General features: G+C 37.6%; 24 protein-coding genes and 3 pseudogenes. 19 read left to right on the plus strand and 8 right to left on the minus strand.

Going from position 1 to position 25,007, the window contains the following annotated elements; genetic code table 11:
• From J7E52_RS20905 to J7E52_RS20920, 4 genes are all read left to right on the plus strand, one after another.
• Entirely contained in the window at nucleotides 1-1,893 is a 1,893-nt protein-coding gene (locus J7E52_RS20905; protein ID WP_214750361.1) for a PTS fructose transporter subunit IIABC, read from the plus strand.
• A 556-nt stretch (nucleotides 1,894-2,449) separates the two neighbouring features.
• A complete protein-coding gene (locus J7E52_RS20910; protein WP_214750362.1) occupies nucleotides 2,450-2,854 on the plus strand; it encodes a secondary thiamine-phosphate synthase enzyme YjbQ in 405 nt (134 codons plus the stop codon).
• Nucleotides 2,855-2,883: 29 nt separating this feature from the next.
• Nucleotides 2,884-3,459, plus strand: coding sequence for a GNAT family N-acetyltransferase (locus J7E52_RS20915; protein ID WP_214750363.1), 576 nt, complete (start codon nucleotides 2,884-2,886; stop codon nucleotides 3,457-3,459).
• A 105-nt stretch (nucleotides 3,460-3,564) separates the two neighbouring features.
• Nucleotides 3,565-4,164 carry a cell wall hydrolase gene (locus tag J7E52_RS20920; RefSeq protein WP_214750364.1) on the plus strand — a complete coding sequence of 200 codons (600 nt, stop codon included), beginning with the start codon at nucleotides 3,565-3,567 and terminating at the stop codon, nucleotides 4,162-4,164.
• Between the two features lie 62 nt (nucleotides 4,165-4,226).
• Here J7E52_RS20920 and J7E52_RS20925 read toward each other — a convergent pair whose 3' ends face one another.
• The gene (locus tag J7E52_RS20925; protein ID WP_214750365.1) at nucleotides 4,227-4,814 is read right to left on the minus strand and encodes a DUF2087 domain-containing protein; all 588 of its coding nucleotides are present in this window, start codon (nucleotides 4,812-4,814) and stop codon (nucleotides 4,227-4,229) included.
• Between the two features lie 160 nt (nucleotides 4,815-4,974).
• On the opposite strand from J7E52_RS20925, the gene trhA reads away from it, so the two are divergent.
• Nucleotides 4,975-5,619: a PAQR family membrane homeostasis protein TrhA gene (trhA, locus tag J7E52_RS20930; protein WP_214750366.1), complete on the plus strand. Its 645-nt coding sequence runs from the start codon at nucleotides 4,975-4,977 to the stop codon at nucleotides 5,617-5,619.
• A gap of 98 nt (nucleotides 5,620-5,717) precedes the next feature.
• Nucleotides 5,718-6,203, plus strand: coding sequence for a YusW family protein (locus J7E52_RS20935; RefSeq protein ID WP_214750367.1), 486 nt, complete (start codon nucleotides 5,718-5,720; stop codon nucleotides 6,201-6,203).
• 276 nt (nucleotides 6,204-6,479) lie between these two features.
• Here the strand turns inward: J7E52_RS20935 and J7E52_RS20940 are convergent, their stop codons facing one another.
• A complete protein-coding gene (locus J7E52_RS20940; protein ID WP_286197968.1) occupies nucleotides 6,480-7,052 on the minus strand; it encodes a biotin transporter BioY in 573 nt (190 codons plus the stop codon).
• 317 nt (nucleotides 7,053-7,369) lie between these two features.
• On the opposite strand from J7E52_RS20940, the gene J7E52_RS20945 reads away from it, so the two are divergent.
• The 4 genes and pseudogenes from J7E52_RS20945 (at nucleotide 7,370) to J7E52_RS20960 (ending at nucleotide 10,585) form a co-directional block, all read left to right on the plus strand.
• Nucleotides 7,370-7,888, plus strand: a complete 519-nt coding sequence (locus J7E52_RS20945) for an NfeD family protein (protein ID WP_214750368.1) — start codon at nucleotides 7,370-7,372, stop codon at nucleotides 7,886-7,888.
• A 21-nt stretch (nucleotides 7,889-7,909) separates the two neighbouring features.
• On the plus strand, nucleotides 7,910-9,442 hold the full coding sequence (locus J7E52_RS20950) for a flotillin lipid rafts scaffold protein FloT (protein ID WP_214750369.1): 1,533 nt from the start codon (nucleotides 7,910-7,912) through the stop codon (nucleotides 9,440-9,442).
• Nucleotides 9,443-9,784: 342 nt separating this feature from the next.
• Nucleotides 9,785-10,168, plus strand: a pseudogene (locus J7E52_RS20955) (DNA-methyltransferase); the annotation flags it as partial.
• 240 nt (nucleotides 10,169-10,408) lie between these two features.
• The gene (locus J7E52_RS20960) at nucleotides 10,409-10,585 is read left to right on the plus strand and encodes a hypothetical protein (RefSeq protein WP_214750371.1); all 177 of its coding nucleotides are present in this window, start codon (nucleotides 10,409-10,411) and stop codon (nucleotides 10,583-10,585) included.
• Nucleotides 10,586-11,120: 535 nt separating this feature from the next.
• On the opposite strand, the gene J7E52_RS20965 is transcribed toward J7E52_RS20960, so the two are convergent.
• Entirely contained in the window at nucleotides 11,121-12,317 is a 1,197-nt protein-coding gene (locus tag J7E52_RS20965) for a macrolide family glycosyltransferase (RefSeq protein WP_309476921.1), read from the minus strand.
• A 294-nt stretch (nucleotides 12,318-12,611) separates the two neighbouring features.
• Here J7E52_RS20965 and J7E52_RS20970 point away from each other — a divergent pair, with 294 nt between their 5' ends.
• The 4 genes and pseudogenes from J7E52_RS20970 to J7E52_RS20985 all read left to right on the plus strand — a co-directional run.
• Nucleotides 12,612-12,842 carry a dCTP deaminase domain-containing protein gene (locus J7E52_RS20970; protein WP_214750373.1) on the plus strand — a complete coding sequence of 77 codons (231 nt, stop codon included), beginning with the start codon at nucleotides 12,612-12,614 and terminating at the stop codon, nucleotides 12,840-12,842.
• 214 nt (nucleotides 12,843-13,056) lie between these two features.
• A complete protein-coding gene (locus tag J7E52_RS20975) occupies nucleotides 13,057-13,239 on the plus strand; it encodes a hypothetical protein (RefSeq protein WP_100533861.1) in 183 nt (60 codons plus the stop codon).
• A 113-nt stretch (nucleotides 13,240-13,352) separates the two neighbouring features.
• Nucleotides 13,353-14,240, plus strand: a complete 888-nt coding sequence (locus tag J7E52_RS20980; protein WP_214750374.1) for a hypothetical protein — start codon at nucleotides 13,353-13,355, stop codon at nucleotides 14,238-14,240.
• A gap of 341 nt (nucleotides 14,241-14,581) precedes the next feature.
• Nucleotides 14,582-14,932: pseudogene (locus J7E52_RS20985) on the plus strand (Cthe_2314 family HEPN domain-containing protein); the annotation flags it as partial.
• 394 nt (nucleotides 14,933-15,326) lie between these two features.
• Here J7E52_RS20985 and J7E52_RS20990 read toward each other — a convergent pair.
• From J7E52_RS20990 to J7E52_RS21000, 3 genes are all read right to left on the minus strand, one after another.
• On the minus strand, nucleotides 15,327-15,557 hold the full coding sequence (locus J7E52_RS20990) for a hypothetical protein (protein ID WP_214750376.1): 231 nt from the start codon (nucleotides 15,555-15,557) through the stop codon (nucleotides 15,327-15,329).
• A complete protein-coding gene (locus J7E52_RS20995; protein WP_214750377.1) occupies nucleotides 15,554-17,113 on the minus strand; it encodes a sodium:solute symporter family protein in 1,560 nt (519 codons plus the stop codon). The genes J7E52_RS20990 and J7E52_RS20995 overlap by 4 nt, the downstream gene beginning before the upstream one ends.
• Before the next feature lie 894 nt (nucleotides 17,114-18,007).
• Nucleotides 18,008-18,550: an SDR family NAD(P)-dependent oxidoreductase gene (locus J7E52_RS21000; protein ID WP_286197969.1), complete on the minus strand. Its 543-nt coding sequence runs from the start codon at nucleotides 18,548-18,550 to the stop codon at nucleotides 18,008-18,010.
• A gap of 210 nt (nucleotides 18,551-18,760) precedes the next feature.
• On the opposite strand from J7E52_RS21000, the pseudogene J7E52_RS21005 reads away from it, so the two are divergent.
• The 3 genes and pseudogenes from J7E52_RS21005 to J7E52_RS21015 all read left to right on the plus strand — a co-directional run bounded on the left by J7E52_RS21005 (nucleotide 18,761) and on the right by J7E52_RS21015 (nucleotide 19,987).
• A pseudogene (locus J7E52_RS21005) lies at nucleotides 18,761-19,485 on the plus strand (PRD domain-containing protein).
• Nucleotides 19,486-19,633: 148 nt separating this feature from the next.
• Complete coding sequence (locus tag J7E52_RS21010) at nucleotides 19,634-19,831, plus strand: NAD(P)-binding domain-containing protein (RefSeq protein ID WP_214750378.1); 198 nt, start codon at nucleotides 19,634-19,636, stop codon at nucleotides 19,829-19,831.
• A 3-nt stretch (nucleotides 19,832-19,834) separates the two neighbouring features.
• Nucleotides 19,835-19,987: a hypothetical protein gene (locus tag J7E52_RS21015; RefSeq protein ID WP_214750379.1), complete on the plus strand. Its 153-nt coding sequence runs from the start codon at nucleotides 19,835-19,837 to the stop codon at nucleotides 19,985-19,987.
• A 289-nt stretch (nucleotides 19,988-20,276) separates the two neighbouring features.
• Here the strand turns inward: J7E52_RS21015 and J7E52_RS21020 are convergent, their stop codons facing one another.
• Both J7E52_RS21020 and J7E52_RS21025 read right to left on the minus strand, forming a co-directional pair.
• Nucleotides 20,277-21,710 (minus strand): sodium/proline symporter, encoded by a 1,434-nt coding sequence (locus tag J7E52_RS21020; RefSeq protein WP_214750380.1) that lies wholly within the window; start codon nucleotides 21,708-21,710, stop codon nucleotides 20,277-20,279.
• A 94-nt stretch (nucleotides 21,711-21,804) separates the two neighbouring features.
• A complete protein-coding gene (locus J7E52_RS21025; protein WP_286197970.1) occupies nucleotides 21,805-22,707 on the minus strand; it encodes a LysR family transcriptional regulator in 903 nt (300 codons plus the stop codon).
• Between the two features lie 123 nt (nucleotides 22,708-22,830).
• On the opposite strand from J7E52_RS21025, the gene J7E52_RS21030 reads away from it, so the two are divergent.
• Both J7E52_RS21030 and J7E52_RS21035 read left to right on the plus strand, forming a co-directional pair.
• Nucleotides 22,831-23,526, plus strand: coding sequence for an L-2-amino-thiazoline-4-carboxylic acid hydrolase (locus J7E52_RS21030; RefSeq protein ID WP_286197972.1), 696 nt, complete (start codon nucleotides 22,831-22,833; stop codon nucleotides 23,524-23,526).
• Between the two features lie 4 nt (nucleotides 23,527-23,530).
• The gene (locus J7E52_RS21035) at nucleotides 23,531-24,727 is read left to right on the plus strand and encodes a Zn-dependent hydrolase (RefSeq protein ID WP_309476918.1); all 1,197 of its coding nucleotides are present in this window, start codon (nucleotides 23,531-23,533) and stop codon (nucleotides 24,725-24,727) included.
• The last annotated feature ends 280 nt before the right edge of the window (nucleotides 24,728-25,007 follow it).

Genomic DNA, 25,007 nt, shown 5'->3' on the forward strand with positions numbered 1-25,007 from the left:
ATGAAAATTACAGACTTGTTAAAATTGGATACAATCATAATCAATCTGCAAAGTGTTACAAAGCAAGCAGTCATTGATGAACTATCAGGAAAGTTAGCCGAGGCAGACAGGTTAAACGATGTGGAGGGATTCAAAGCTGCCATCTTAAAACGTGAAGAGCAAAGCACAACAGGGATTGGTGAAGGGATAGCCATACCGCACGCAAAAACAAATGCTGTGAAGATACCTGCCATCTGTTTCGGAAAATCGGTCAGTGGTGTGGATTATGAATCGCTTGATGGGCAGCCAGCTCATTTGTTCTTTATGATTGCAGCAAGTGAAGGAGCGAATGCTGATCACTTGGAAACCCTTTCCCGGCTTTCTTCGTTACTGATGGATGATAAATTCAGGGCACGATTGATTTCTGCTTCTTCTGGTGAGGAAGTGTTAGAAATTATCAATCAAAAAGAAATGGAGGCCGATGAAGAAGAAAGAGAAGAGCAGCAATCAAGTAATGCTGCCAGTGGTAACAATAAAGGAGGTAAAATCCTTGCCGTTACCGCTTGTCCAACAGGAATTGCCCATACTTATATGGCTGCCGATGCGTTAAAGGCCAAAGCGAAGGAATTGGGAATCGATTTCAAAGTGGAAACAAATGGTTCCACAGGAATCAAAAATGGTTTAACCGCCGCAGAAATTGATGAGGCGGATGCGATTATTGTGGCAGCTGATAAGCAGGTGGAAATGGATCGTTTTAATGGAAAACATGTCATTATTGTCCCTGTTGCCCATGGGATCCGGAAGACCGAGGAGCTGTTAACCAGAGCATTGAATCAGGATGCACCTGTTTACAAAGGAACTGGGAATGATAAAAGTGATGAAGGTGATTCAGCAAAAGGAGGATTGGGGATTTACAAGCACTTAATGAATGGTGTAAGTAATATGCTTCCATTTGTCGTCGGAGGCGGAATCTTGATTGCGCTTTCGTTCTTTTTTGGAATCGAGGCAGCCGATCCGGCAAATCCGGATTATAATCCCATTGCCAAAGCATTAAGTGATATTGGCGGAGGGAATGGTGCCTTCTTCTTACTTGTCCCTATCCTCGCTGGATTCATTGCTTCAAGTATAGCCGACCGTCCAGGTTTTGCCCCTGGTATGGTAGGGGGATTATTGGCAGCACAGGCTAATGCCGGTTTTCTTGGCGGACTGATCGCGGGTTTCCTTGCAGGTTATGTCGTCTTACTTTTACGAAAGTTGTTTTCCAGGTTACCGCAAACACTCGATGGCATTAAACCGGTTTTACTTTATCCTGTATTCGGGATGTTAATTACAGGGTTTATCATGATATTTCTTGTAAATGAACCAGTAACAGCAATTAACACAGGCCTGACCAATTGGCTGCAGGGCTTATCCGGCACGAACGCAATATTCCTTGGTTTGATTCTTGGGGGCATGATGGCTGTGGATATGGGCGGACCTTTAAATAAGGCAGCATTCACTTTTGGGATTGCAGCCATTGAGGCATCAAGTTTCGGTCCGCATGCTGCAGTAATGGCTGGTGGAATGGTTCCTCCTCTTGGAATCGCATTTGCAACTACATTCTTTAAAAGTAAATTCAGTGAAATGGAAAGGAAATCCGGATTCACTAATTACTTCATGGGTGCTTCATTCATTACAGAGGGAGCGATTCCTTTTGCAGCGGCGGATCCATTGCGCGTTATCGTCAGCAGTGTTATAGGGGCAGCGACGGCAGGAGCCCTGTCAATGGCTTTTAATGTAACTTTGCCAGCGCCGCATGGGGGAATATTTGTCATCCCTCTAGTCAACCATCCTTTCCGCTATTTGCTGGCGATTTTAATAGGAGCCCTCATTACCGCTTTAATATTGGGGTTCTGGAAAAAGAAACAAAAATAAATGTACTACAAAAGCGGGTCCACCTAAATGGACCCGCTTTTTATTATATCCATTCCAAAATTTCGATCCGGTTGCCGAAGGGATCGGATAAATATTTGCGGTTCGACCCGGACAGCCTCTCGTCATCTGTAAAGGAATATGCTTAGTAATCAGATGTTGTTTAAAATCATCAAGATTTTCAACTTCAAGTGCTGGATGGGCTTTTCTCGCGGGAATGAAATTATCCTCCGTTCCGACATGAATTTTGATCGATCCCGATTCTATTTACCTCCCGGAAAAATAATATCTCAGTGAAAAACTTCCTTGATTGGTCCTCGGTATTTTTGGGAGATGCTAATTGGTAATGGTCGATTGACTTAAAAATGAAGCTCATCTTACCACTCCTCCTGATTCCTTATAAATACAATTTTAAAATAAAAAAATCAATAAGAATAGGCTATTTTTTAATTGATATCGATAAGATTTTCTTATATTTTAATTTAGAATTGTTCATGAAAGCATGAATGTAATGTTTATGGGTAAAGGAATATTAAAATGAACAAAGGAGTGAACGTATATGCTGAAGAAAAACACCTTAAAAACGACGAAAAGGGATGATATGATTGATATTACTACAGAAGTACAGGCCTTCATCAAGGAAAATGGGATTCAAGAGGGGATAGCTCTTATATATTGTCCACATACGACAGCAGGAATCACGATCAATGAAAATGCTGATCCCGATGTCAAAAAGGATATGCTAAGAAGACTGGATGAGCAATACCCATGGAATCATACATTGGATTTACATATGGAAGGAAACACGGCGGCCCATTTGAAATCAAGTACGGTTGGTTCTTCACAACAGGTGATCATCCATAAAGGGAGCTTAATCCTTGGTACTTGGCAGGGGGTATATTTTTGTGAATTCGATGGTCCCAGAGAAAGGCAATATTTTATTAAATTATGTGTCGAACGGTAAAATGGGGATGAAGTGGGAGGAAGCGCGGATTGGACGATGTTTGGATAGAAGGAAGCAAAGTGGCATTGAGGAATGTTAAACAAGCCGATTTAAAACGTTTATGGAGCCTGAAATATGGAGAAGCCGATCCAGATTGGAAAAAGTGGGATGCACCTTATTATCCTCTAGAACTCATTGATTTCCATACGTATATCGCTAAAGAAACGAAGCACAGAAACTATGATGAGAAAATGGGGGCTTACTCTGAGCTATTAATGGAAAAAAACGATCAAATAATAGGCTCTGTTGTATATTACTGGGAACATGAACCTTCACGTTGGCTTGAAATCGGAATTACGATTTTTGAGCCCAAGTATTGGAACGGTGGTTACGGAACAGAAGCGTTAATGTTGTTCATAGGCTATTTATTCGAAAAAATGGAGATTGAGCGCGTTGGGCTTACGACATGGTCAGGTAATGAACGTATGATCGCAGTTGGAGAAAAGGTAGGCATGCAAGTAGAGGGAAGGATGAGAAAATGCCGTTATCATGAAGGTTATTATTATGATTCAATCAGAATGGGAATGCTACGGGAAGAATGGGAATCATTAAAATTTCGAAGTTAATAGACCCGTGAAAATTTTTCCTTCATTTCCTTGGAAAAAATTTAGCACTGTTTTCTCACATATGGTCTGTTATCCTAGGAAGATGCTTAACGAGGAGGTTACAAGATGAAATTATCAGTATTAATAACCGTGATAATGACTCTAAGTGTCATCGTACTTGGGATAGCTTTTCCTAAGGGAACGACCAGTAAAGCTTCTGATGGAGCAACCAAACATGTCATTAAACAAGGTGAATCGATTTGGGATATTGCCAAGCAGCACGGTATTCCAATCGGTAAGTTGAAAGAAGTCAATAATAATGTAAATAATGTCGCCGAGCCTGGTAAAACATTGATTATTCCACATGTAATGAATGAAAAAGATAAAGAAATATTAGCAAGGCTTGTACATGCAGAAGCCAAAGGGGAACCATACAGAGGAAAGGTCGAGGTGGCAGGAGTTGTTTTGAATCGCCTTGATAGCAATGAATTCCCTGATACGGTCCGGGAAGTGATCTATCAAAAAAACCAATTCTCGCCCGTTGCTGATGGCAGTATAAACAAAGCAGCAGGAGCTGATGCCAAGAGAGCTGTCAATGAAGCATTGGCGATTCATGGCTACACAAATGATGCATTGTATTTTTGGAATCCTAGCATTTCGGACAGCGAATGGATGAAACAATTAGAGGTAATCAAAATCATCGGCGGTCACCATTTTGCCATATAAACTATATCTCAAGAACCGGCTTTCCAAATGGGAGGCCGGTTTTTTATTTTGGAACACTTCCGTTAAACGATGTCAGCCCACATCTCGCGGGGATTCAGTTCATAAATGCTGTTTTCACGGTACATGATGCTTCCGATAATGAGCTCACGCCTTAACGTTGCATAATCATCATGGAATGACTGTATGAATTCATTCAGTTCTTTTTCTGGATATTTACGTCCCTTTTCCAGAAGGCTGCCAATATGATGAAGAATGATCATTTTCTTTTTTCTCTGTGCTGGTATTGTTTTTAGTCGGCCATCTGGGGTAAAGAAGTTTTCAAGGATCTTTTTGTGTTCCAAATTCAGCTTTTGATCATCCATTTTATTGGGGTCCCCCTTAGTTGAAACCATTTTAGGTAATGCTGATGAATAATGATTCAGAACATCTACATTCAAAAAATAATATACCGTATTTTTTTCCCTGCGATCCTTCACTAAATTAATGTCCTTCAATTTCGTTAAATGGTGTGAAATGGTCGGGGCCGTCAATTTTAATATTCCCGCAAGTGCCTGTCCGTGTTTTGGGCCATTTGCCAGGATGGATATAATCTTGATCCTGGTCACATCACCAATCGTTTTGTGGAAAGCGACCAATTTTTCTAATTGCACTTTAATCCCCCTTTCTAATTAGATTATTATCTAATTAGATATTAATCTAATTAGCGGGTATTAATCAAGTTAATATTCACTTTTCTATATCGCATGGAAGATCTGGTGTATACTTTAGGTGAATAGAAAAAAAATTAATCCGGAATTAAGGAGCTGTAACATGGCTAATACACATGTTTATACAAAAAAAGAAGAATTGGTCAATGCGATAACCCACGGTATCGGCGCTTTGTTAAGTATTGCCGCACTTGTGTTTTTAATCATATTCTCAGCCCAGACAGGATCGCCTTGGCATGTAGTCATTGCAGTCATTTATGGTGTTTCCATGCTTCTTTTATATGTTTCTTCCACTTTGGTGCATAGTTTTCCAGAGGGAAAAACGAAGGATATATTTGAAATCTTTGATCATTCAGCCATATATATATTCATTGCTGGAACATACACGCCCATCATGCTTCTTGTGATCCAAGGGTCACTCGGCTGGACACTGCTAGGTATAATTTGGGGAGTTGCAATCATTGGCGTCGTCTTCAAAGCTTTCTATGTTAAAAAATTCCTCTTCCTTTCGACGATTCTCTATATTGCAATGGGGTGGATGATCGTTATCGTTTGGGGACCGCTTACAGCAACGATGCCTTCAGCTGGTATCCAATTATTGATTGCAGGGGGATTGCTTTATACGTTTGGAGCCATCTTTTATGTTTGGCGCGGTTTTCCGTTTCATCACGCGGTTTGGCATGTGTTTGTGCTTGGGGGATCTGTCACACACTTTTTTGCGGTATTGTTTTATATCCTTCCACTATGATCACTTGGTTGATTTGATGTATTTGAGAGATTCTTGAGGTTTTAAATGACCCCTATTAGGAAATAATTACGTATACAAAACTAAAGGAGGAAAAACTAATGAGAAGATCAATCAAAATATTATCAGTCCCGTTTGCGGCTATGCTTGTTTTGGCTGGATGCGGCGAAGAAAACGATGAAGTGAAAAACCCGCCGGTTCAGGAAAATGAAAATCAAGCGGAAAATAATCCTGAAACTGGAACGGATAATAATGAAAAACTGCCTTTCACTTATAAGGATTTTCAATTAGAAGTGGATTATGCAGGCAATGATAACGAATACGAAGCTGAATATGATACCATGGGAGCTCAAACAGAAGCTTCGATCGAGGACAAACTTAACAAACATGAGGTTCACGGTGATGAAGCAATGAAAGAATTGACCCCGATTTTAGAAAAATTGACATTCACCAAAGATTCATCAGATGAGGAAGTCATCCAAGAAGTGACAAAAACTTTTAATTTGAAAGATGATTATCAAGAATTCGATTTAGAGGTCGTTTTCGATGATGGTACGAAAAAAGAATATAAAGTGAATAATAAGTAACCAAATCCGTTACTATAATCTTCCTTAAGTAAAAAAATGGCAGCATGTTCAATGTGTCCTCAATAGTTGTCAAATTACTGTTACTATAGTAAAATGATTACGGTTAGCAAAGGGGATAATATACATTTGCTATTCATATTCGGACTTATGGGGATAGGACCGCAATAAATACTTGTAAAAAAGATTCTTTTTAAGAGTCTTTTTTTTTATGTTTGGAAATTTGAATATAAATGAAAGAGAGGGTACCACAAGGGTACCCTCTCTTTCATTTACCCATCATTGGGAAAGTGGAGCACTTTTTTTTGGCAGCATATTAGCCGACGCTAACCTTGAACGGATTGTAATGCCAAGCCAAGATGCAAGGAATGCCTTTAAAACGCCTACGATTATAAATGGAGCAAAACCGCTGGCAAATGCCACTGGCCAAGATAATGAACTCATATATTTTAACCAAACCGTACCGATGACCAAAGTAAGTATCATCCCGATTGTATTTGCAAGGAAAGCCATTGCAACTGAGAAACGCGTTTTTTCCAATATCAAACCCGTTATATACACTGTCGGGATATAGGATAATAAATAACCGCCAGTCGGACCGAATATCTTAGCTAGGCCCCCTGACATTTCAGCGAATACCGGTACTCCCGCTGCTCCTATGAACAAGTATAATAAAACGGAAGAGGTTCCATAACGTGAACCCAGTATCGTAGCTGCCAATCCAACAGCTAGAGTCTGTCCTGTAATCGGTACTAAGGGCAGTGGAATTGTAATTTGGGCAAGTATTCCTATAAGTGCTGCAAATAAAGCTGTAACAATCATCATTCTTAACTTCTCATGACGTTCCTTCATCGTGCTTCCCCCTAATGTAAACCTGGTTATGTAACGAGTTAACATATAAAGAATTTTAATATGTTAAGTAAACACTGTCAATGATATTATGAATTTTATTTAAGTAATCGTATTTTTAGATGACAAGGTTTGTAAGTAAAAACAAGTGTAAAATCCAAAACTTCAAAATAAATGAAACTTTTTGAATGCGTCATTCGTATGAATGGTAATCAAAGTAAATGGAGGGGATTATAACCAGATATTATCAATGTTGGTAAAACGCTTATCCCAGGAAGTAGTAAGCGGCATGGAAAAATCGAATTTAAAGGATGAAAAAGATGGAGTTATTTGGGGTTCCATTAGAAACAGTCTATTTATATGGATTAATTATATTCGGGGGGCTAACATTCTTATTTATCATGTTTAATGATATATTTTCCGGCCTTGAATTACCGGATATATTTAATCCAACTCTCATTTTTAGCTTTTTGACCGTGTTTTTTGCGAGTGGGTTTTTGCTTGAATCGCTTTCAGGACTAAATGCTGGATTGAGTGCATGCATTTCCCTGCTTATTTCGTTTACCATCGTCACTTTACTGAATGTATTTGTTTTGATTCCCATCTCATCAGCGGAAGAAAGTTTGACATTTCATGATAATGACCTGAGAGGGAGGGTCGGCAGGGTTCTGACATCAATCCCGGTTGACGGGTTTGGGGAAGTCCTGATTGAAAGCATCAGCGGAAGCATCGCGAAAACTGCGGCCAGTTATAAGAATGAAGGAATTGTTTCTGATACAAAGGTCTTGATCATCGAAGTTAAAAATGGGGTTGTCTATGTTATGCCCCACCAGGATTAAAAAAAGGGTAGGAGGTAGGGTATGTTTGATTTGATTTGGATTGTTGTCGCCATTGTTGCATTTTTACTTATCGCACTTATTGCTGTCTTTATTACGAAATACCGCACGGCTGGACCTGATGAGGCATTGATCGTGACCGGAAGCTACTTAGGAAGCAAAAATGTTCACATCGACGAATCAGGAAATAAAATTAAAATCGTCCGCGGCGGGGGTGCTTTCGTTCTCCCGGTTTTCCAGCAAGCGGAACCACTAAGCTTGTTGTCAAGCAAGCTTGAGGTCTCAACTCCCGAAGTATATACGGAACAAGGGGTTCCTGTCATGGCTGATGGTGTATCGATCATCAAGATTGGCGGTTCAATCACCGATATCGCCACAGCGGCAGAGCAATTCCTGGGTAAATCAAAAGATGACCGTGAACAGGAAGCGCGGGAAGTCTTGGAGGGACATCTTCGTTCCATCCTTGGTTCGATGACAGTCGAGGAAATTTATAAAAACCGTGAAAAGTTTTCCCAGGAAGTACAGAGGGTAGCCTCGCAGGATTTAGCTAAAATGGGACTCATTATCGTATCGTTCACCATTAAAGATGTTCGGGATAAAAATGGATATCTTGAATCGCTCGGAAAGCCAAGGATTGCCCAGGTGAAGCGGGATGCCGATATAGCTACCGCCGATGCAGAGAAAGAAACGCGAATCAAGCGGGCCGAAGCTTCGAAGGAAGCCCAGCGTGCCGAACTTGAAAGGGCAACCGAAATAGCTGAAGCTGAAAAAATCAACAAGCTTAAGGTTGCGGAATTCCGGCGTGAACAGGATATTGCCAAAGCACGAGCTGACCAAGCTTACGATCTTGAAACGGCCAGATCTAAACAGGATGTAACAGAACAGGAAATGCAAATCAGGATCATTGAACGTCAGAAGCAAATTGAGCTGGAGGAAAAAGAAATCCTTCGCCGGGAAAAGCAATATGATTCAGAAGTGAAGAAAAAAGCGGATGCCGACCGTTATGCGGTAGAGCAGGCAGCCTCCGCTAACAAGATGAAACAGATTACAGAAGCGGATGCCGATAAGTATAAAATTGAAGCCATGGCGAAAGCGGAAGCGGAACGTGTTCGTATGGACGGTCTTGCTAAAGCGGACGCACAAAGGGCACAAGGTACGACTGAGGCGGAAATCATCCGGTTAAAAGGGGTAGCAGAGGCAGAAGCCAAGCAGAAGATTGCTGAAGCCTTTGAACAGTTTGGGCAGGCGGCCGTAATGGACATGATTTTGAAAATGCTGCCGGAATATGCAAAACAAGTGGCAAGCCCGCTTAGTAATATCGACAAGATCACTGTAGTGGATACAGGCGGTAGCGGTGCGAATGGCGGGGCTAATAAAGTGACTGGGTATGCAACGGATTTAATGGCATCCTTGCAGGAGTCATTAAAGGCATCTTCGGGAATTGATGTCAAAGACTTGCTTGAGAATTTCTCAGGAAAACGAAATTTACCATTTACCACCATCAGCCAGGAGAATGTTGAAGCAAGCATGAATATGGCAGCAGGCAAGGAAGAGTAAAAGGGAAAAATTTAAGGGAGGTAAGAGCACTTATATGCTCTTACCTTTTTTTGCATAGTTTTTGCTTATAAAAGGCATGATCAGTTTATTTGATTTTTTATACTTAACAAATATATTCGTAATAGTCGGTTTTCAAGTAATTCATCATCTTTTGTTTTTTGGTGGGAAAAATGAAAGCAATAAAAGTAAAAGGAAAAGTCGTCAAAAAAGAGGGGATTTTTATCATCGAAGCCATAAGTATTTAAAAGAGTACTAATTCCAGGTGGAACTATGGTTATTTTTTACGAAATTATTAAAATAAGTGATATATAAAAAAGTTGCAGAAAAGCTGATGTTGAACTACAAAGAATAGGAATTTGGGAGAAAACCAATCCGTTCCCAATTAATGCGAAAGTAAATTATTTGTCAAACTCAAGAGAATATTTTATTTCCTATACTAAAGGGACAAAAAGAACGTTTAATTCTTATTATGATAGGGCTTCTAATGAAGCACCTATAGTTATTGGAAAAGTGAGGTTTCATCCTTGTCAAAAGCCAGTTGCTGTTCTCGAAAAAATAATTGCAACTCATTCTAATAAAGGTGAAACAGTATTAGATCGTTTTATGGGTTCTGGGTCAACAGGACAAGCTGCTATAAATCTAAACCAGAACTTTATTGGTTTCGAATTAGATAATACCTACTTTAAAGAAGCTTCGAATACTTTGCATAAAGATACCGTAAGCTAAATGATGTTGTTGCTGTTGAAACCACTTAAAAGACTTCGGGGTACCCCTCTTGTGACAATAATTAATTTGCCTACTTAAGGCTTTAACCCCGAACTTAACGATCCGTTTTAAACACCGTTTCCCGCGGTGTTTTTATTTTGGAAAAGAAAAATGAAATGTGGAAGTTAGGTGAAAATTTTTGTGTATTATTAAGAACGTTCGTTCTCTAATATAAATTATAGAATGAATGGAGATGTTCATATGACAATCCGTGACAGAGGAATTCTAAAGTGGCAGGCAGCTTTGATTTTACCTGAACAAAAAGCTTTTCAAATAAATATGAACAAGGATTATTTTAGACAGGTCAAACCAATATTAGACGAATACCAATTAGAGATGTTTCTAGAACCTTCTTCAACTATCGGGCGCGATTGTTGAAGATCGAAAGTAGAAAATGATTAAACTTTTTTATAAAACCATAACTTAAAACTGCTAGATAAGAATCCATTTTGATCAATCTTTTTTCGAAATGGCTTCTTCTTATTTACCGAAAAATACGGGTTTATGAGGAGTTTTTAATCAAACTTTGTTTCAAAGCATCAAAATGATGAGACGGAAAAAGATTCACAAAAAAGTTCTGTAGACCAAAGAGATCCTTACACTGATGGAGCATAAGTGTTAATGGGGAATAGTTCAGGACAGCCCCGAGGATCGTTGCCGTCCTGAACTATTCCCAAAAATTTAAATGATATTGGGAATTTAGCTCTTTGATATAAATCACATATATCCTCTCTAACGGCATTGAATATCCTATACAATGCCAGTTAACTGTAATGAGACGTTATAGGAAATGAAAAAGGATCTTCAACGAAGATCCTTTTGATGATTCAATTGACCTGTTACTTCGATAATCTCTTCTAGGAGTGATACAGATGTCAATCGATCATTTTTCTGACTGTACCCCTTATATGCCTTAGAAGATACCCGAACTTACCTTTTTTAAGTACTCATCTATAGCCGTTAGAGCTTCTTTTGCTCCACCTGCTTTTTTAAAGCTATTGCTCAACTTCTTAGCATTTTCCCGATAAGCAGGATTGGACAATACCTGTTGAACGGATTCTTGTAGCTTTTCTATGCTTACTTCATGTGGATCAATTCTAAACCCGGCTTGAAGTTCCTCTAATCGATTAGCGATCATAGGCTGATCTGAGGTCTGGGGGATGACGACAAGGGGCACTTCATAATAGAGAGCCTCGCTCGTACTATTCATTCCTCCATGAGTAATGAATACGTCCGTATGCTTTAAAACTTCAAGCTGCGGTAAATATCTACGTACAATGAAGTTTTCCGGCAAAGGCTGCAGCTTGGCTAAATCAGTAGCTAAGCCCACTGAAAATATGACTTTCCCCTCAAAGTTTCTAAAAGCCTCTACACAGGTTTGAAAGAAAGATTCAAATCCTTGCAATACGGTACCCATTGAAATATACAGTACTTTCTGGTCTTTCAGTTCCTCTAACGGAAAATCATGTGTTTGCACCCGTTTCGTGATGGAAGGACCGATAAATACATATGAATCATCCATATATTCTCCACCTGGTTGAAACTCTCTGCTTGTATAGACAATATTCAAATCAGAAGTATTCATCATAAATTGGAAGTGGTGCTTTACCTTAACACCGAAACGTTCCTGGATCCGTTCCGTTATAGTCGAATTTTCTTTCTCCATTTCCGGTGATGGATTTAGAGGAAGACCCCTGCTACTTTCTAGCATTTTCAGGAATTGCTCCTGAGGAATAGCGAAGGAAGATGATGAAGAGATTGAAGGAATGTTTAAATAGTCTTTGACCAGAAGTCCCGCACCAAACGAATCATGATACACATAATCAAATGGGATGGAATCAGCTAATTCTTGAACAACAGCCAAAATATCATAGGAAAGTTTTAAATGGACTTGCATAAATTCATGGATACTAATGACTTTTTGAGGTGTGAATCCCTTTAAATGATTTGGATGAAGATATACATTCGCACCCAAACCTTCAATTCTCTCTTTAAATTCATCAGTGGTTACGTAATGAACAGAATCTCCACGATCAATTAAAGCTTTTACTACACCAAGAGTCGGATTAACATGGCCCTCAGCTGGAAAGTTTATCATTAATACATTCATCAACTTTCATTCCCCTTTCCAATAATATATAAATTACTCAATCTCTTTTCATGATACAATACCATTCTTATCTTTTTCCAATATAAACCATCGTGCTTGTCTATAAGGGGTGAGGTGTAGCTTTGTAAAAAAGTTTGATTATTTATAATAAAGATTGATAATTTGTAAAAAAGTTTGATTAAAATCATCTCACCTCTATAGGTTTCTTAGAGGTGAGATGATTTTTTTTGGATATTTATGCTAATATCACTATAAAGATTGTGAAGAAATGCTGATTCGGGAGGTACAACTATTGTGATTCAGTCTAGTAAAACAATCTTAAAGAAAATAAAAGAGAAAGAGCTTATCATTGAACCAATTACACCATCCCAACTACAACCAGCTTCTATTGATTTACGGATAGGAAATCATTTTTTGACGATTGATGAATATTCCACCCCTCTTATTTCACTGGTCAAACCAGCTACTTATAAAGAAATTTACAAAGATCATTTTAGGGGTACCGCCACATTGCCATCAATTTAAAGTTTTGTAGTACCCCCAGAACGAAATTTTGGACTCGGGCATATGGTAGGACTCCTATTAGAAGTTGTGTTATAGTAAGAATTAATCAAAATTGTAAATGAAAGGGATTTTATTGTGGATTTTAAGGCTATGGTAGGTTGGTTTATAAAAGATAAAACTTCCATTAAAATAATAAATTTCATTCTAAAATCTTTTGACCAAAGGAGGCACTTAAATGTATCGAAAAATTATGATTTTTCTTTCCCTGTATTTTATAAGTGCTTTTATTCTTTATTTTGTAATTGAGAAAACATCTTTTTTATTACCAGCAATCTTCCTTGGAGCATTAGCGGCACTAATCTTTTTAATTGGTTATCTTGCTTATTATTATTACACAAAAAAACAACAAAACAATTAATAACAAAATAGTACATCATCCATCCGAATCTTACTTTATTTTACATAAAAGTAAGATTTTTTAAGTTCTTTGATTTATACAATAATAGTATGTTAAAAACTAGGAGGCTATTTATGTTTAAAAAAGTATGTATGTCAATGATGACCCTTGTTATGGTAGGAGGTGTTTCTGCTTCTTTTGCTAATGCTGAGACCCCTGAACCACAAAATGACAAGATCGATGAAGCTAGAGAGTATATCCTAAAAAGTAAGGAGGAAACTATAAATCTTCTTGAAGATTTACAAAAAGTAAATCCTACTTTAGAAAATGTAGAAAAGACAATTGATAAATATTATAAAAAAAACCCAGCTCCAAAAGAAATTATAAAAGATAAAGATTTATCTTTAGAAGATGTGTTTCCGGATCAAGTAGAAGAAATTGAAGGTACACTTAATCTTAATGAGTTTATGAGTGAAAAAGAAAAAGAAGTTACACAGAACGATGAAGATAGCTTCATTAAATTTAAACATAACAAAGGTGAAGTTGGTGTCTATGTCGGTGAAACTGGTGGTGTATTTATTTTAGAAACGAAAACTATCGATGAAAATAATAACGCTTTATCAAATTCTTCTAAAATTGGTGCACTTGCTTCTGCCCAAAAAGTGACAAAGAAAGAAAGAACTACTGGGATTGCTTATAACGCTTTTGGTGGCAAAATGTTTACTCTATGGGCCCAAGGTTCATTTAATTACAATGGTAAGAGTGTTTCTGTAGCTACTCAAGATGGAGATTATAATAGACATTTCTGGGGATCGACTTTAAATATCACGAAACCTACTTTGGGTAAAGCAAGAAAAGAAGTTGTAGGAAGTCAGACATATTCTGAAGTTTACTCACGCTTGTATTACGAAGCTGTATTTGGAATAAAATGGGCAGGGGTTACAATGAAATCAGGAACAGTTGAAACATATGTAGGTGGAAGTAAAAATGGACATTTATATGGATCTGCAAAAAGGATATAAAAAGATTGATAGATTTTAACGATATAAGAAGCTAAAAAAAGATTTCAATTCAAAGACAAAGACATTCAAAATATGATCAAAAACACGAAAAACACTCTGGATGCTTCCAGGGTGTTTTTCGTGTTTTTGATGAAGTTCTTCATTAGTTATTTTTGGGGTCCCGGCAGGAGATATCCTAAGTAGGGGTATCGTCACATGCCTATCAAGCTAAGAAAACAAGGCAACCCCAAAACGATAAAATGAGCTTCTTTGTTACAAGAAAGTCCAAAATTTCGTTCTGGGGGAGTTATAAAATTTTAACTTGATGGCGATGTGGCGGTACCCCATATAACAACAAAGTATTTGACCTTATCAATAATTATATTTTAATGAAGTATTATTACGACAAAGGTATTCCAGATAGTGAATGGTTTATTGAAGAAAACAACGGAAAATATAAGCTGTTTCCGCATATGGAAGAAAAGCATGATGCTCATAAATATTGGTTTGATTTTTATATGGATGGCTATTATATGAGGTACTCTACTCTAATTGATGCGATTTGCCATTTAATCAACATAAAATATGACTTTCACATTAAATCAGCACCAGGTTTTAGGCAAGATATTATGGCAAAGCTAAAATCTGAAGACAATGCATTATTTAAATCGTTATTGGGATTTATGAAAAATATAATTCCATCCCACCTGTAAAACCAGATGTAGCTACAGATCTGGCTCCTTCTAACATGTATGAAAATTGCAAGGAAACAAGGATACGGTTGTGCGTTGTGTATACACACTCTTCAAAATGGGGAAATAGTTATTGTCTATCTTAGAAAACCCTAAAGGAACAAGAAATAAGTTAGTACATAAACCTTGTGTTAAATAAGTTATGTAATTCGGATAAAAAGAAGGCTTGAGCCGTATGAGTTGAAAGGCTCACGTACGGTTCTTAGAGGAGTTAGGGGCAGCAATGCCCCTCGATTACTAACCTCGGATAATTGTGTGTATTCTATACAGGCATATCAAACTAAAAAGACAGTCAAAAATAATATTTGCTGTCTTTTTAGTAAAGTTACTAGAGATACCATTAGTAATGTTGAACTTACTTTTTATATTCCTTATATAATTCTATCATTGGTCGAATGGTAATGAAAAGCGCTGCTACAGCCAACCATACAAATGCTAAACAAACCCATCCTTTAAAAAAATTCAAACTGTATACATAGCCTGTTAAAAACATGATTCCCGGCCAAATGACAATTAAGGCTAGACTCAAACCAAGAGCCCATCGAGTATATAACTTAGTCTCCTTAATTAATTGTTGATCTTTCAAGCTAGTTCCTCCTCTGTGATTGGACTTGAATCTTCATTTTTCTCTTCATCAAAGCTTTTAAATTTCCCTTTTAATGATTCAAAATCAAATTCCTCAGAAGACAGTAAACTATGACCAATTGAAATAATACCACTAACAATAAAAACAGCTAAATTTCCACATAACATAGGATAAAGTTGACCCAAAGATTCAATCGTAACATGACCGGTTAAGATATAGGCAGAACTAAACCAAACAGATACTCCACCAATCATTCCTAATAAGGTACCATAAAAAGCTCCCTTATTTGTTGCACGTTTCCATGTTAATCCCAGTGTTACTGGAATAACGGCTGCACTAACAAATATACCCATTGCCATATATACGAAGCCGAGGCTGATTCCTAAATAGAATAGTAAAATAGATAATAACCCCATTGCTAATCCAAAACCCAATGTAATAAAACGAGATATTTTCAATAGTCTTTCACTACTTGCTGTCGGATTAATTGAATGTCGATAAATATCAGTCACAATAATGTTAGTTACAGCCGTAAGTTCGGCAGAACCGGCGGAAGTAACAGCCATAAATAACATGATAATAAATAAAAGAGAGCCCACTGGTCCTAGTATGTGGGATGCCATAACCGGAGCAATTGAATCCGGAGACGCGACAGAAATGCCTAAGCCAGCTGCACTAACTCCTAGAATAGTAGCTATTGCGAATGGAATTGAAAACCATGAAAGCCCTCCATAAAGATATGCTTTAGAAGCAGCTTTATCGGTACTTGCGATAGCTCGCTGCCAGTAGGCTTGATCCACGAAAACAGTTCCAAAATTCCCTACAATATTAATAATTCCAAATAATAGTCCAGGAACAGAAGCCATAGTTAGCATTTGTTTAGATTCAGGTAGATGCTGTAAACCTTCATAAATATTTGTGATTCCAAATTTGTAATAGACAGCTACTCCAAAGATAGCAAGTACAATAAATAAAATGACGGTATGTAAGTAGTCTGCGATAAAAGAAGCTTTTAATCCACCGATCATAGTGTAGAAGGTAAAAGTTAATGGGATAAGAAAAGCAGCAAGATATAAGTTCATTCCTGTTAATTGATGCATAGTAATGGCTCCACCGAGGATAATCATAGAGGTTACAATTACATTTGTTCCTAGGGCAAAGACCAGCATAAGTCGATGGTTTTTCTTATCGAATCGCTGAGCGATGAACTCTAAGAATGTATGAGCTTTTGGAGCTTTTCGCTTTAAATGAATGGTAAGAATGGCAAATAATAAAATTTGAATTGTAGCACCAGCAGCGTACCAAAAAGGTCCACTAATTCCATATTGATATCCTGTAGATGAGGACATCATTAACGTAGCAGCCCAAGTCCAAGCAGCGACAATGGAGGCACTCGCTAATCCAACACCTACACTCCTACCAGCAGTGTTGAATTTTTCTGCAGTCATTGTGTTTCCATTTCTTTTGGAATCCATTCTATGTATAAGAACTGTAATTCCTGTAAAGATAACACCGAAAATAAATAGAATAAGATACCCAACGGTTGGTGTTAACATAAAAACCCTCCTTATTAAATTTTCTAATATGAATAAAATTACCATATGTTAAGTTATTTAACAACACGTGTTACAGTAAATTACATAAATATTTTTAAAATTCAGATTATAAAACGTATATTTTTTTAGAAGTAAGTTATAAACACTTATGCAAGCGTGTTTTAGAATAATCTTTATTGTTAATCTAGTTATATAAATAAAGTATAGATTATTTAGAAGAATAAACTATGTTATATTTATTAACATAGTATATTGGGGGATTTCTCTAAAAGAACTTTCACTGTATGGGGTCCTACCACATGCCTATCAAGCGAAGTTAAAATCATACCCTCAAAATGAAAAAACGCTATGCTTATCGTAAGAAGTTTACGAGAAAGGATGGTGTTTTCATAATTGTTGATTATCTTAAGAAAAGTTTAGTGACCTAACAATGTCAAAAGTGGATATAAGAATAACTAAAAGACATGACGCCATTTTATGTAAAAATACTATATAAACCTAAAAAGGCGTATCAAAACTGTTATCAGTTTACACGCCTTAAGCAACTCCTATTTTAATGTAAGATTAGGCACTGTGTTTTCTCCACGATACTTTTCATGTACAGACATCGTGCCGAGTATAAAGTTCAATTCATGTTTTTCCTACTGTGCGATAATTAAACAAAAAACTCTTTCTTTTAATTAACTTTTTCAATTGTAACTGTAAAATCTCCTTAAAGAGTTATTTCAGAATATGATCCTATGGGGAAGGTCAACGGTAAGTCCTTATGGTGTGGCCACCAAATAATTTGCTCATACTGTATTGTTACCAATCGATTTGTTTTCCATCACTAAAAAATCCCCCGTTAGGTCCTTCAGGTCCAAGCGTCGCTAACCAAAGGATAGACCCCGCAGCTTACTTAGGAGTTCTTGGAGCCGATGGTCCACCCATATCTGAGCTTACCCATCCCGGATCGACCGCATTTATTTTAATATCACCTTTGATTTCTTCAGCAACCAATTGTGTCAATCCATTCAAGGCAAGTTTAGACATTTTATATGCGCCTACTCCTGGATAAGACAATGCGCTCAATGCCCCATATTCCGAAGAAACATTAATAATTCTTCCATAACCTTGTTTTTCCATGATGGGAATAAAGGAACGGATGACATGGTAAGCCCCGAAGAAATTCGTTGCCATCGTTCTCTCCAGAATGGAAGGGTCCATTGCCACTAACTTTTTATTCTCATCCAAATAGATGCCAGCATTATTAATCAATATGTCTAATCTTCCGTACTGCTCATTTACTGTAATCGCAGCTTGATGTATGCTTTCTTTATTATCTACATCCATCACCACAAACGAAACGTCCAGATTTGACTCCTTAAGGTTTCGCGTAGCTTCACGACCCACATCTGGATCCCGACTTGCAAAATTATTGATATGTTGAATAAACAACGAAATTCACTAATTTGCCCATAGTATGCAATCTATTTTTATTTATAATTATAAACAGATGTTGCTTAACCAATACCTTAAGGTAAGCGTATACAGAACGGATTGTAACTGTTAAATCAGGCAAAACTGATTACCGAGAAAGAGGTAGTGGTTTTGCCTTTTTCTAATATGGGAGGGGATACAGTATAAATCTGGGGTTTATAAAGTGAAATCGAGAGAATATTAAACAATAATGCAGTTAGCTCAACAAAAGAAAATCAAGAGGTTATCATCATTGGACGTGGAATTGTCTTTAATAAGCGTGTTGGTGATGAAATCAATAAACAACAAATAGATAAAATTTTCACTTTAGAAAACGAAACGATAGCATTTATATTCATTTAACTGATCATATTCATTTTGCAATTGAACGTTATAAAAATAATTTGCCCATTAAAAATGGATTAATATGGGAAACTAGGCAATTATATAAAGACGAATATGAGATAGGATTAGAAGCATTAAATATGATATGTGAACAATTTGGTGTCATTTTACCAGAGGATGAAGCAGGGTTCTTAGCCCTTCATATTGTTAATGCTGAGTTAAATGAAGAGATGCCTGTTGTAAAAAGCATGACTAAGGTTATGCAAGAAATTTTAACGATAGTTAGATATCATTTTAAGTTGGAGTTTAATGAAAATTCTTTAACATTCTATCGTTTTATAACACATCTTAAATTTTTCGCACAACGTTTAGTAAAGAGCAATCATTACAGCAGCACCGCAGATGAAGACTTATATAATGTAATTATATTAAAATACCCAGAAGCATTTAAGTGTTCACAGAAAATAAAGAAATTCATTGAGAGCACTTATACCTACCAATTAACAGATGAAGAAATGATTTATTTAACCATTCATATTGAAAGAGTTATAAAAAATAACGGTCGATAATAGGGTTGTTACCTTACGGGCAAAACCTAGATTAAACATTCAAATTTGAATGTTTGATTTAGGTTTTTTTTATTACTCTTTTCCTTCTGCATTTAAAAACTTAGCAATAAACCTATAAAAGGAGGGTTAATCGTGAGTTACAGCAATTTTGCAGAATCGATGGGCACTTCCAATTACAGGAGATGACACGGAAGCAAAAGCAAAAGTGGCAGAATTTACGAATCAAATCGGTTATGATGCTGTTGACTGTGGGACATTAGCAGATAGTTGGAAAGTGGAAGCTGATACACCGATATATGTAAATGCCTATGTCAGTGAGATTCCAAAGGGAATGACGGAGGAATAAGGAATGAAATGGTATTCTGAAGATAAAGCTGCTGTTGTCACGAAAGAAAAAGTATTAGAACTTGTAGAAAAAGCAACTAAAACAGGACCTATAGGAGGAAATCCTGAAAGTCTTGCAAAACAATGGACTGATTGGTTAAGACATCACACATCTTAACGAGTTTTTAAATGGCGTTTTAGGCATGATTTCAATCAGCTGCTCAATCTCTTCCTTAGATAGAAAAAAGAAGTCCTTGATGACCTCCCCATAGATCTTCTTACGTCATTCCTACATGGGGAGATTTTTATTCAAAGCTTTCCTTTCTTCCAGTGAACGCCTTTATCATTTTTGTATAAAAAAGTGCGGCCTGTTAGTAGCGGCAGCACTTTTTTTGATTGACAAGAAGTATTTTCAGACATGAAAGTAAGAGAACTGGATCGGAAAAAGTATATTTATTTTAAATATCTTAGCCTTGTTTTTCATCTGGAAAAAGAAGTGAGAATATAACCCCAACAATTAAGCAGATAAAAAATGTTGCCGCTTTTGCCGAAACAATGGCTTCAAGTGGAGAGAGTGACCAAATAATGGCACTAAGGAAGCCAACAACAATTGTAGCAATAACCCCTATGCCTGAAACTCGTTTCCAAAAGAATATAAGCAAAATTACTACAGAAAACGTATTCCCAATGCCAGCCCAAGCAAAACTTACTAAGCTGTAAATCACAGATCCAGATTTAAGAGAAATAATAATGCCGACGATCCCGCTTATAACGGCAACGACACGTGACAATCTTACAAGCCCTGAACTGCTAATCTTTACTTTTAGTGTTTTGTGGATGATATCCTCACTAATAGACGTTGTGATCACAAGTAATTGTGAAGACGCTGTTGACATGATAGCCGCTAAAATACCTGCTAGGATAATGCCTGCAACCCATGGAGGCAGTAAATCAAATACCATATGAGGCAAGATCAATTCTGGATCATCAATGGTTCCTTGTTTATATAGCGTCGAGGCAAAAATAGATGATAAAAACGCACCTACATACACAATTAAAGTCCAGACCAAGGCCATATTACGGCCACTAATGCGTTCTTTTTCATCTGACAAAGCCATAAAACGTGAACTTAACTGCGGCTGGCCTCCCAGCCAGCCAAAGAACCATGAAAGGTTTGTAAAAAGCATAGCCCCAAGGGCAAAACCATTTAAGCCGCCAACCCAGCTGTCTGCTCCATTCCCCATTGCAGCCAGTGAACTGCTAATAGAAAGTCCTTGATCCTGAATTTCCATATAAGCAACGATAGGAACAATAATAAACGAAGCAAGCATCAAAAAGCTTTGAACCGTATCTGTCCAAACGACGGACATGAATCCGCCCATGCAAGAATAAGCAATAATGATAGCAGCAATGATAATAGTGCCCCAAGTAATATTAAATCCTGACAAAGAATAGATGGTTTTTCCCATACCGGAAAATTGTGCTGCTAGATAACATACGAAGAATAAAACAATTGCCATGGAAGCCAGCCATCGAATAATTCCTGAATATTTAGGGAATTTCACTGCAATATAATCTGTTAAACTATTCACCTGATAGCGTTTTTGTTCGTCCATAAACCGCTTTGATAAGAAAAGCCAGGAAAACACAACCCCTAAAAACATTCCAGATAAGATCCAAACACCTGATAAGCCTGAAACATAAATAAACCCGATTGCTCCTAAGAACATATAAGCTGACTCGCCAGTTGCACGCTCCGAGAACGCAAGGGCCCAGCCCGGAAGCTTATTCCCTCCCAGGAAAAAATCATTATGGCTTAAATCTTTTTTTGTGAAATATATACCTATCGCCAGCATTGCCAGCAAATAAACGGCTATTTCTACATAAATAATTGTATGCACTTGTATGCACTCCTCTCAAATTACCAAAACCAATTACCCTTATCGGTTTGGACTGATAATATTTGAGGAGTTTTATTTTGTCAAACATAAAAAACTATTTTTCGATGATTTTTTTTGTAATTTCAATAAATTTTTCTGCACCTGCAGACAGTTTTATCCCTTTTAAATAAGCAATTCCAATGGTTCTGGAGTAGTTTTTCTTAAAAAATAATTTTTTTATTTTTGGAGGCAGCACAGATAGCAGCATCTCCGGCATAATAGAAATTCCCAGATTTTCCGCTACCATAGAGATAATCGCTTGATCGACTTCCATCTCATAAACGACCTTCATCGGAATTTTCTCTTTGGCCAACAACTTTGTTACATCACGATCAATGGATCGTTTCGGCATGATCCATCGCTCGCCTGCCAGCTGCTCTACCTCAACTGTTGTAAACTCTGCCAGCCGATGATCCGTTGAGATAATACAAACAAGTGGATCGTTCAACAGTTCTTCAAATTCTGCTTTTGCGGGAGCTGGGGCCGACAAAAAACCAACGTCAATCATGCGAGAAAGCAGCCACTCCTCAATTTGATCATAATTCCCCTCAGAAATCTCAATTTTAATACCGGGGTAATTTTTTTCTAAATAAGCCAATATGCTTGGCAGAAAAGTAAACGAGACACTAGGAAGAACCCCAATACGTACAGTTCCAATTAACAAGCCCTTTAAGTCTGCTACTTCATTTTCCAGAGCTACTTGAGCTGTTAAAATTTTTAAGATGTTGCGATAAACAATTTTCCCCTCCTCGGTTAAGCTCAATTGTTTTTGAGTACGGTGGAATAAAGAGAGCCCTAATTCATTTTCTAAATTCAAAATGGCATGGCTGATGGAAGACTGTGTTAAATTCATTTTTATCCCAGTTGCAGTAAAACTGCCTGTCTCGACTAAATTTTGAAATGTAATGTACTGTGCAAGTGTAGGCATAGGTACCTCCTTGTTATGAAAATTATTCATAATTGATTATCAAATTATTCATTTGATTTATACAGTGCTTTATATATAAAATAATAGCAATATCAGAGTAAATCAATAAGAATTAATTTAAGGGGTGAAACAAGGATGAGTGAATCGCTAAAGATGAAAGCTTTATCCATGGACGTTATTACGGCAAAAATGTTTACCGAAATAGATACAGCAGTAACAGATCAATTTGGAGAAAAAGGCCGGCAGCTGATTAAAGCGGGCTTAGAGCATTTTGGATTAAAAGATGCAGAATCGCTAGCCAAAAAAGCGACCGCTGAAGGCGAAAACCATACATTTTATGATTATCTTCCGAAACAAGTTGAGGGGGAAGAAAAATACGCTGCTCTGACATCATTTGCCCGTTTTTCTAAGATGTTTGCTCAGCTTGCGAAACAAATTGTGGATGAATACGGAAAAGAAGGAGAAGAAACGATTTCTTTGTCTGTCAAGCGCTTCGGAGAAAAAAGGGGAAAAGGAATTGCTCAGCGGGCCCGTACAAACGATACTGACAATTCGATTGAAAACTATTTAACAAATTATGACATGGGCCGCAGTGATTTATTTAAGATCGACACTAAATACAAAGACCAAGAAATTGAACAAACGTTTATTCATTGCCCGCTTGGCCAGCAGTGGGCGGACGACAATATGCATCAATACGGAATTTTGTACTGCCAGGAAATTGATCCAGCTATTGCCCAAGGTTATAACCCAAATATGAAAGTTGTTCATGATAAATATGTACTAAAAGAAGGCCAGTGCCATTTTCAATTTCAATTAAAGGCTGAAGCCAGCAATGATAAACAGTAAAAGATTGCTGGGTCATCTAGCAGAACTGAGCGAAATCGGAAAAAATGATGCAACAGGCGGGATAACCCGCTTTTCCTATACCTATGTAGAGCAGGAAGCTGTTGACCTGGTGATGGAGTACATGAGGCAGGCGGGTTTGGCAGTCACGGTTGACGAAGTGGGAAATGTTATAGGATCTACTCCCGGTACAGGCCCTGCTATTGTTGTGGGTTCACACATCGATACAGTGCCAGAGGGCGGGAAATTTGATGGTACTCTAGGTGTACTGTCAGCCATTGAAATCGCCCAGACGCTAAAAGAACAGCAAGTTGAACAAACCAAACCTTTGAAAGTAGTCGCTTTCAAAGATGAGGAAGGTTCAAGATTTGGATTTGGGATGATTGGCAGCCGTGCGATGGCTGGGACATTAAAAGAAAGTCATCTGAATATTCTTGATAACGATGGGATTAGTATTGCGCAGGCTATGCAGAAAAGTGGGTTTAATCCAAAAACGATTGCCGATGCAAAGCTGGAAGATATTGATGTATATGTAGAAATGCATATTGAACAAGGAAAAGTACTTGAAAAAGCAAATCTGCCAGTAGGTATTGTAAGCGGCGTAGCCGGACCACTTTGGCTGGAAATAACACTTGAAGGAATGAGTGAACATGCAGGCGCAACGCCAATGAATATCCGTAAAGATGCATTGGCTGGTGCTAGCGAATGTATGATTGAAATTGAAACTCTCATGCAAAGCGAATCAACAGCAGTGGCAACGGTTGGCAAACTCAATGTTTACCCAAATGGCACAAATGTAATTCCAGGAAAAGTTGTATTTACCATCGATATTCGTGACATTGACGAAGAACATCGAAACGGGCTTGAAAAACAAATTATATCCATCATTCAACAGGTATCTCAAAAACGAGATCTGCAATGGAACATTCGCGAACTGCAGCGTGTAAAACCAGTAAAAGCAGATCCAGCATTACAACAGCTGCTCTCGGACAAAATAAAGGAGGCAGGAATAGAGCCTCTTAAGCTGATCAGCGGTGCGGGTCATGATGCAATGCAATTTGGCGACCGCTGTCCAATCACTATGCTTTTTGTTCGTTCCAAAGACGGTATCAGCCATAATCCGCTTGAATACAGTTCGGAGGAAGACATTGCTTTAGCCACAGAGGTTTTTTATAAATTTATTTATGCTTTAGTTAGAAAATAAAAATATATAAACAGGCTTTTGGAAAGAAGAAGTTTCCTTCTGCCCAAGCGTCCGACTTTATTTCATTAAAGTTGGACGCTTTTTCGCTTTAATTGGAAGGGAGAAACAACCCCGAAGTGGCTGGTTGAAAAATGAGCGCTGTTGACTAAACGTAAGAAAGTTGTCTGATTTAGTGTTGACATCCAGCTTTCAATATCATCATGAATTGCTTTGCGCCCCTCTCTCAGACGTTTATTTAAATAATCCATAAGGCATAAAAGGGGGTTTTACAGTATCTTTG

This window comes from Bacillus sp. ISL-34, from assembly GCF_018613325.1.
Taxonomy (GTDB): Bacteria; Bacillota; Bacilli; order Bacillales; family DSM-1321; genus Peribacillus.

Excerpts from the sequence above, each read along its gene's own strand:
- J7E52_RS20905 (WP_214750361.1), top strand. The coding sequence starts at position 1 with ATGAAAATTACAGACTTGTTAAAATTGGATACAATCATAATCAATCTG.
- J7E52_RS21025 (WP_286197970.1), bottom strand. The coding sequence starts at position 22,707 with ATGAATAATTTTCATAACAAGGAGGTACCTATGCCTACACTTGCACAG.
- J7E52_RS20910 (WP_214750362.1), top strand. The coding sequence starts at position 2,450 with ATGCTGAAGAAAAACACCTTAAAAACGACGAAAAGGGATGATATGATT.
- J7E52_RS20975 (WP_100533861.1), top strand. The coding sequence starts at position 13,057 with ATGTATCGAAAAATTATGATTTTTCTTTCCCTGTATTTTATAAGTGCT.
- J7E52_RS20935 (WP_214750367.1), top strand. The coding sequence starts at position 5,718 with ATGAGAAGATCAATCAAAATATTATCAGTCCCGTTTGCGGCTATGCTT.
- J7E52_RS20950 (WP_214750369.1), top strand. The coding sequence starts at position 7,910 with ATGTTTGATTTGATTTGGATTGTTGTCGCCATTGTTGCATTTTTACTT.
- J7E52_RS21030 (WP_286197972.1), top strand. The coding sequence starts at position 22,831 with ATGAAAGCTTTATCCATGGACGTTATTACGGCAAAAATGTTTACCGAA.
- J7E52_RS20940 (WP_286197968.1), bottom strand. The coding sequence starts at position 7,052 with ATGAAGGAACGTCATGAGAAGTTAAGAATGATGATTGTTACAGCTTTA.
- J7E52_RS20995 (WP_214750377.1), bottom strand. The coding sequence starts at position 17,113 with ATGTTAACACCAACCGTTGGGTATCTTATTCTATTTATTTTCGGTGTT.
- J7E52_RS20960 (WP_214750371.1), top strand. The coding sequence starts at position 10,409 with ATGACAATCCGTGACAGAGGAATTCTAAAGTGGCAGGCAGCTTTGATT.
- trhA (WP_214750366.1), top strand. The coding sequence starts at position 4,975 with ATGGCTAATACACATGTTTATACAAAAAAAGAAGAATTGGTCAATGCG.
- J7E52_RS20920 (WP_214750364.1), top strand. The coding sequence starts at position 3,565 with ATGAAATTATCAGTATTAATAACCGTGATAATGACTCTAAGTGTCATC.
- J7E52_RS20965 (WP_309476921.1), bottom strand. The coding sequence starts at position 12,317 with ATGAATGTATTAATGATAAACTTTCCAGCTGAGGGCCATGTTAATCCG.
- J7E52_RS20980 (WP_214750374.1), top strand. The coding sequence starts at position 13,353 with ATGTTTAAAAAAGTATGTATGTCAATGATGACCCTTGTTATGGTAGGA.
- J7E52_RS20945 (WP_214750368.1), top strand. The coding sequence starts at position 7,370 with ATGGAGTTATTTGGGGTTCCATTAGAAACAGTCTATTTATATGGATTA.
- J7E52_RS21015 (WP_214750379.1), top strand. The coding sequence starts at position 19,835 with ATGAAATGGTATTCTGAAGATAAAGCTGCTGTTGTCACGAAAGAAAAA.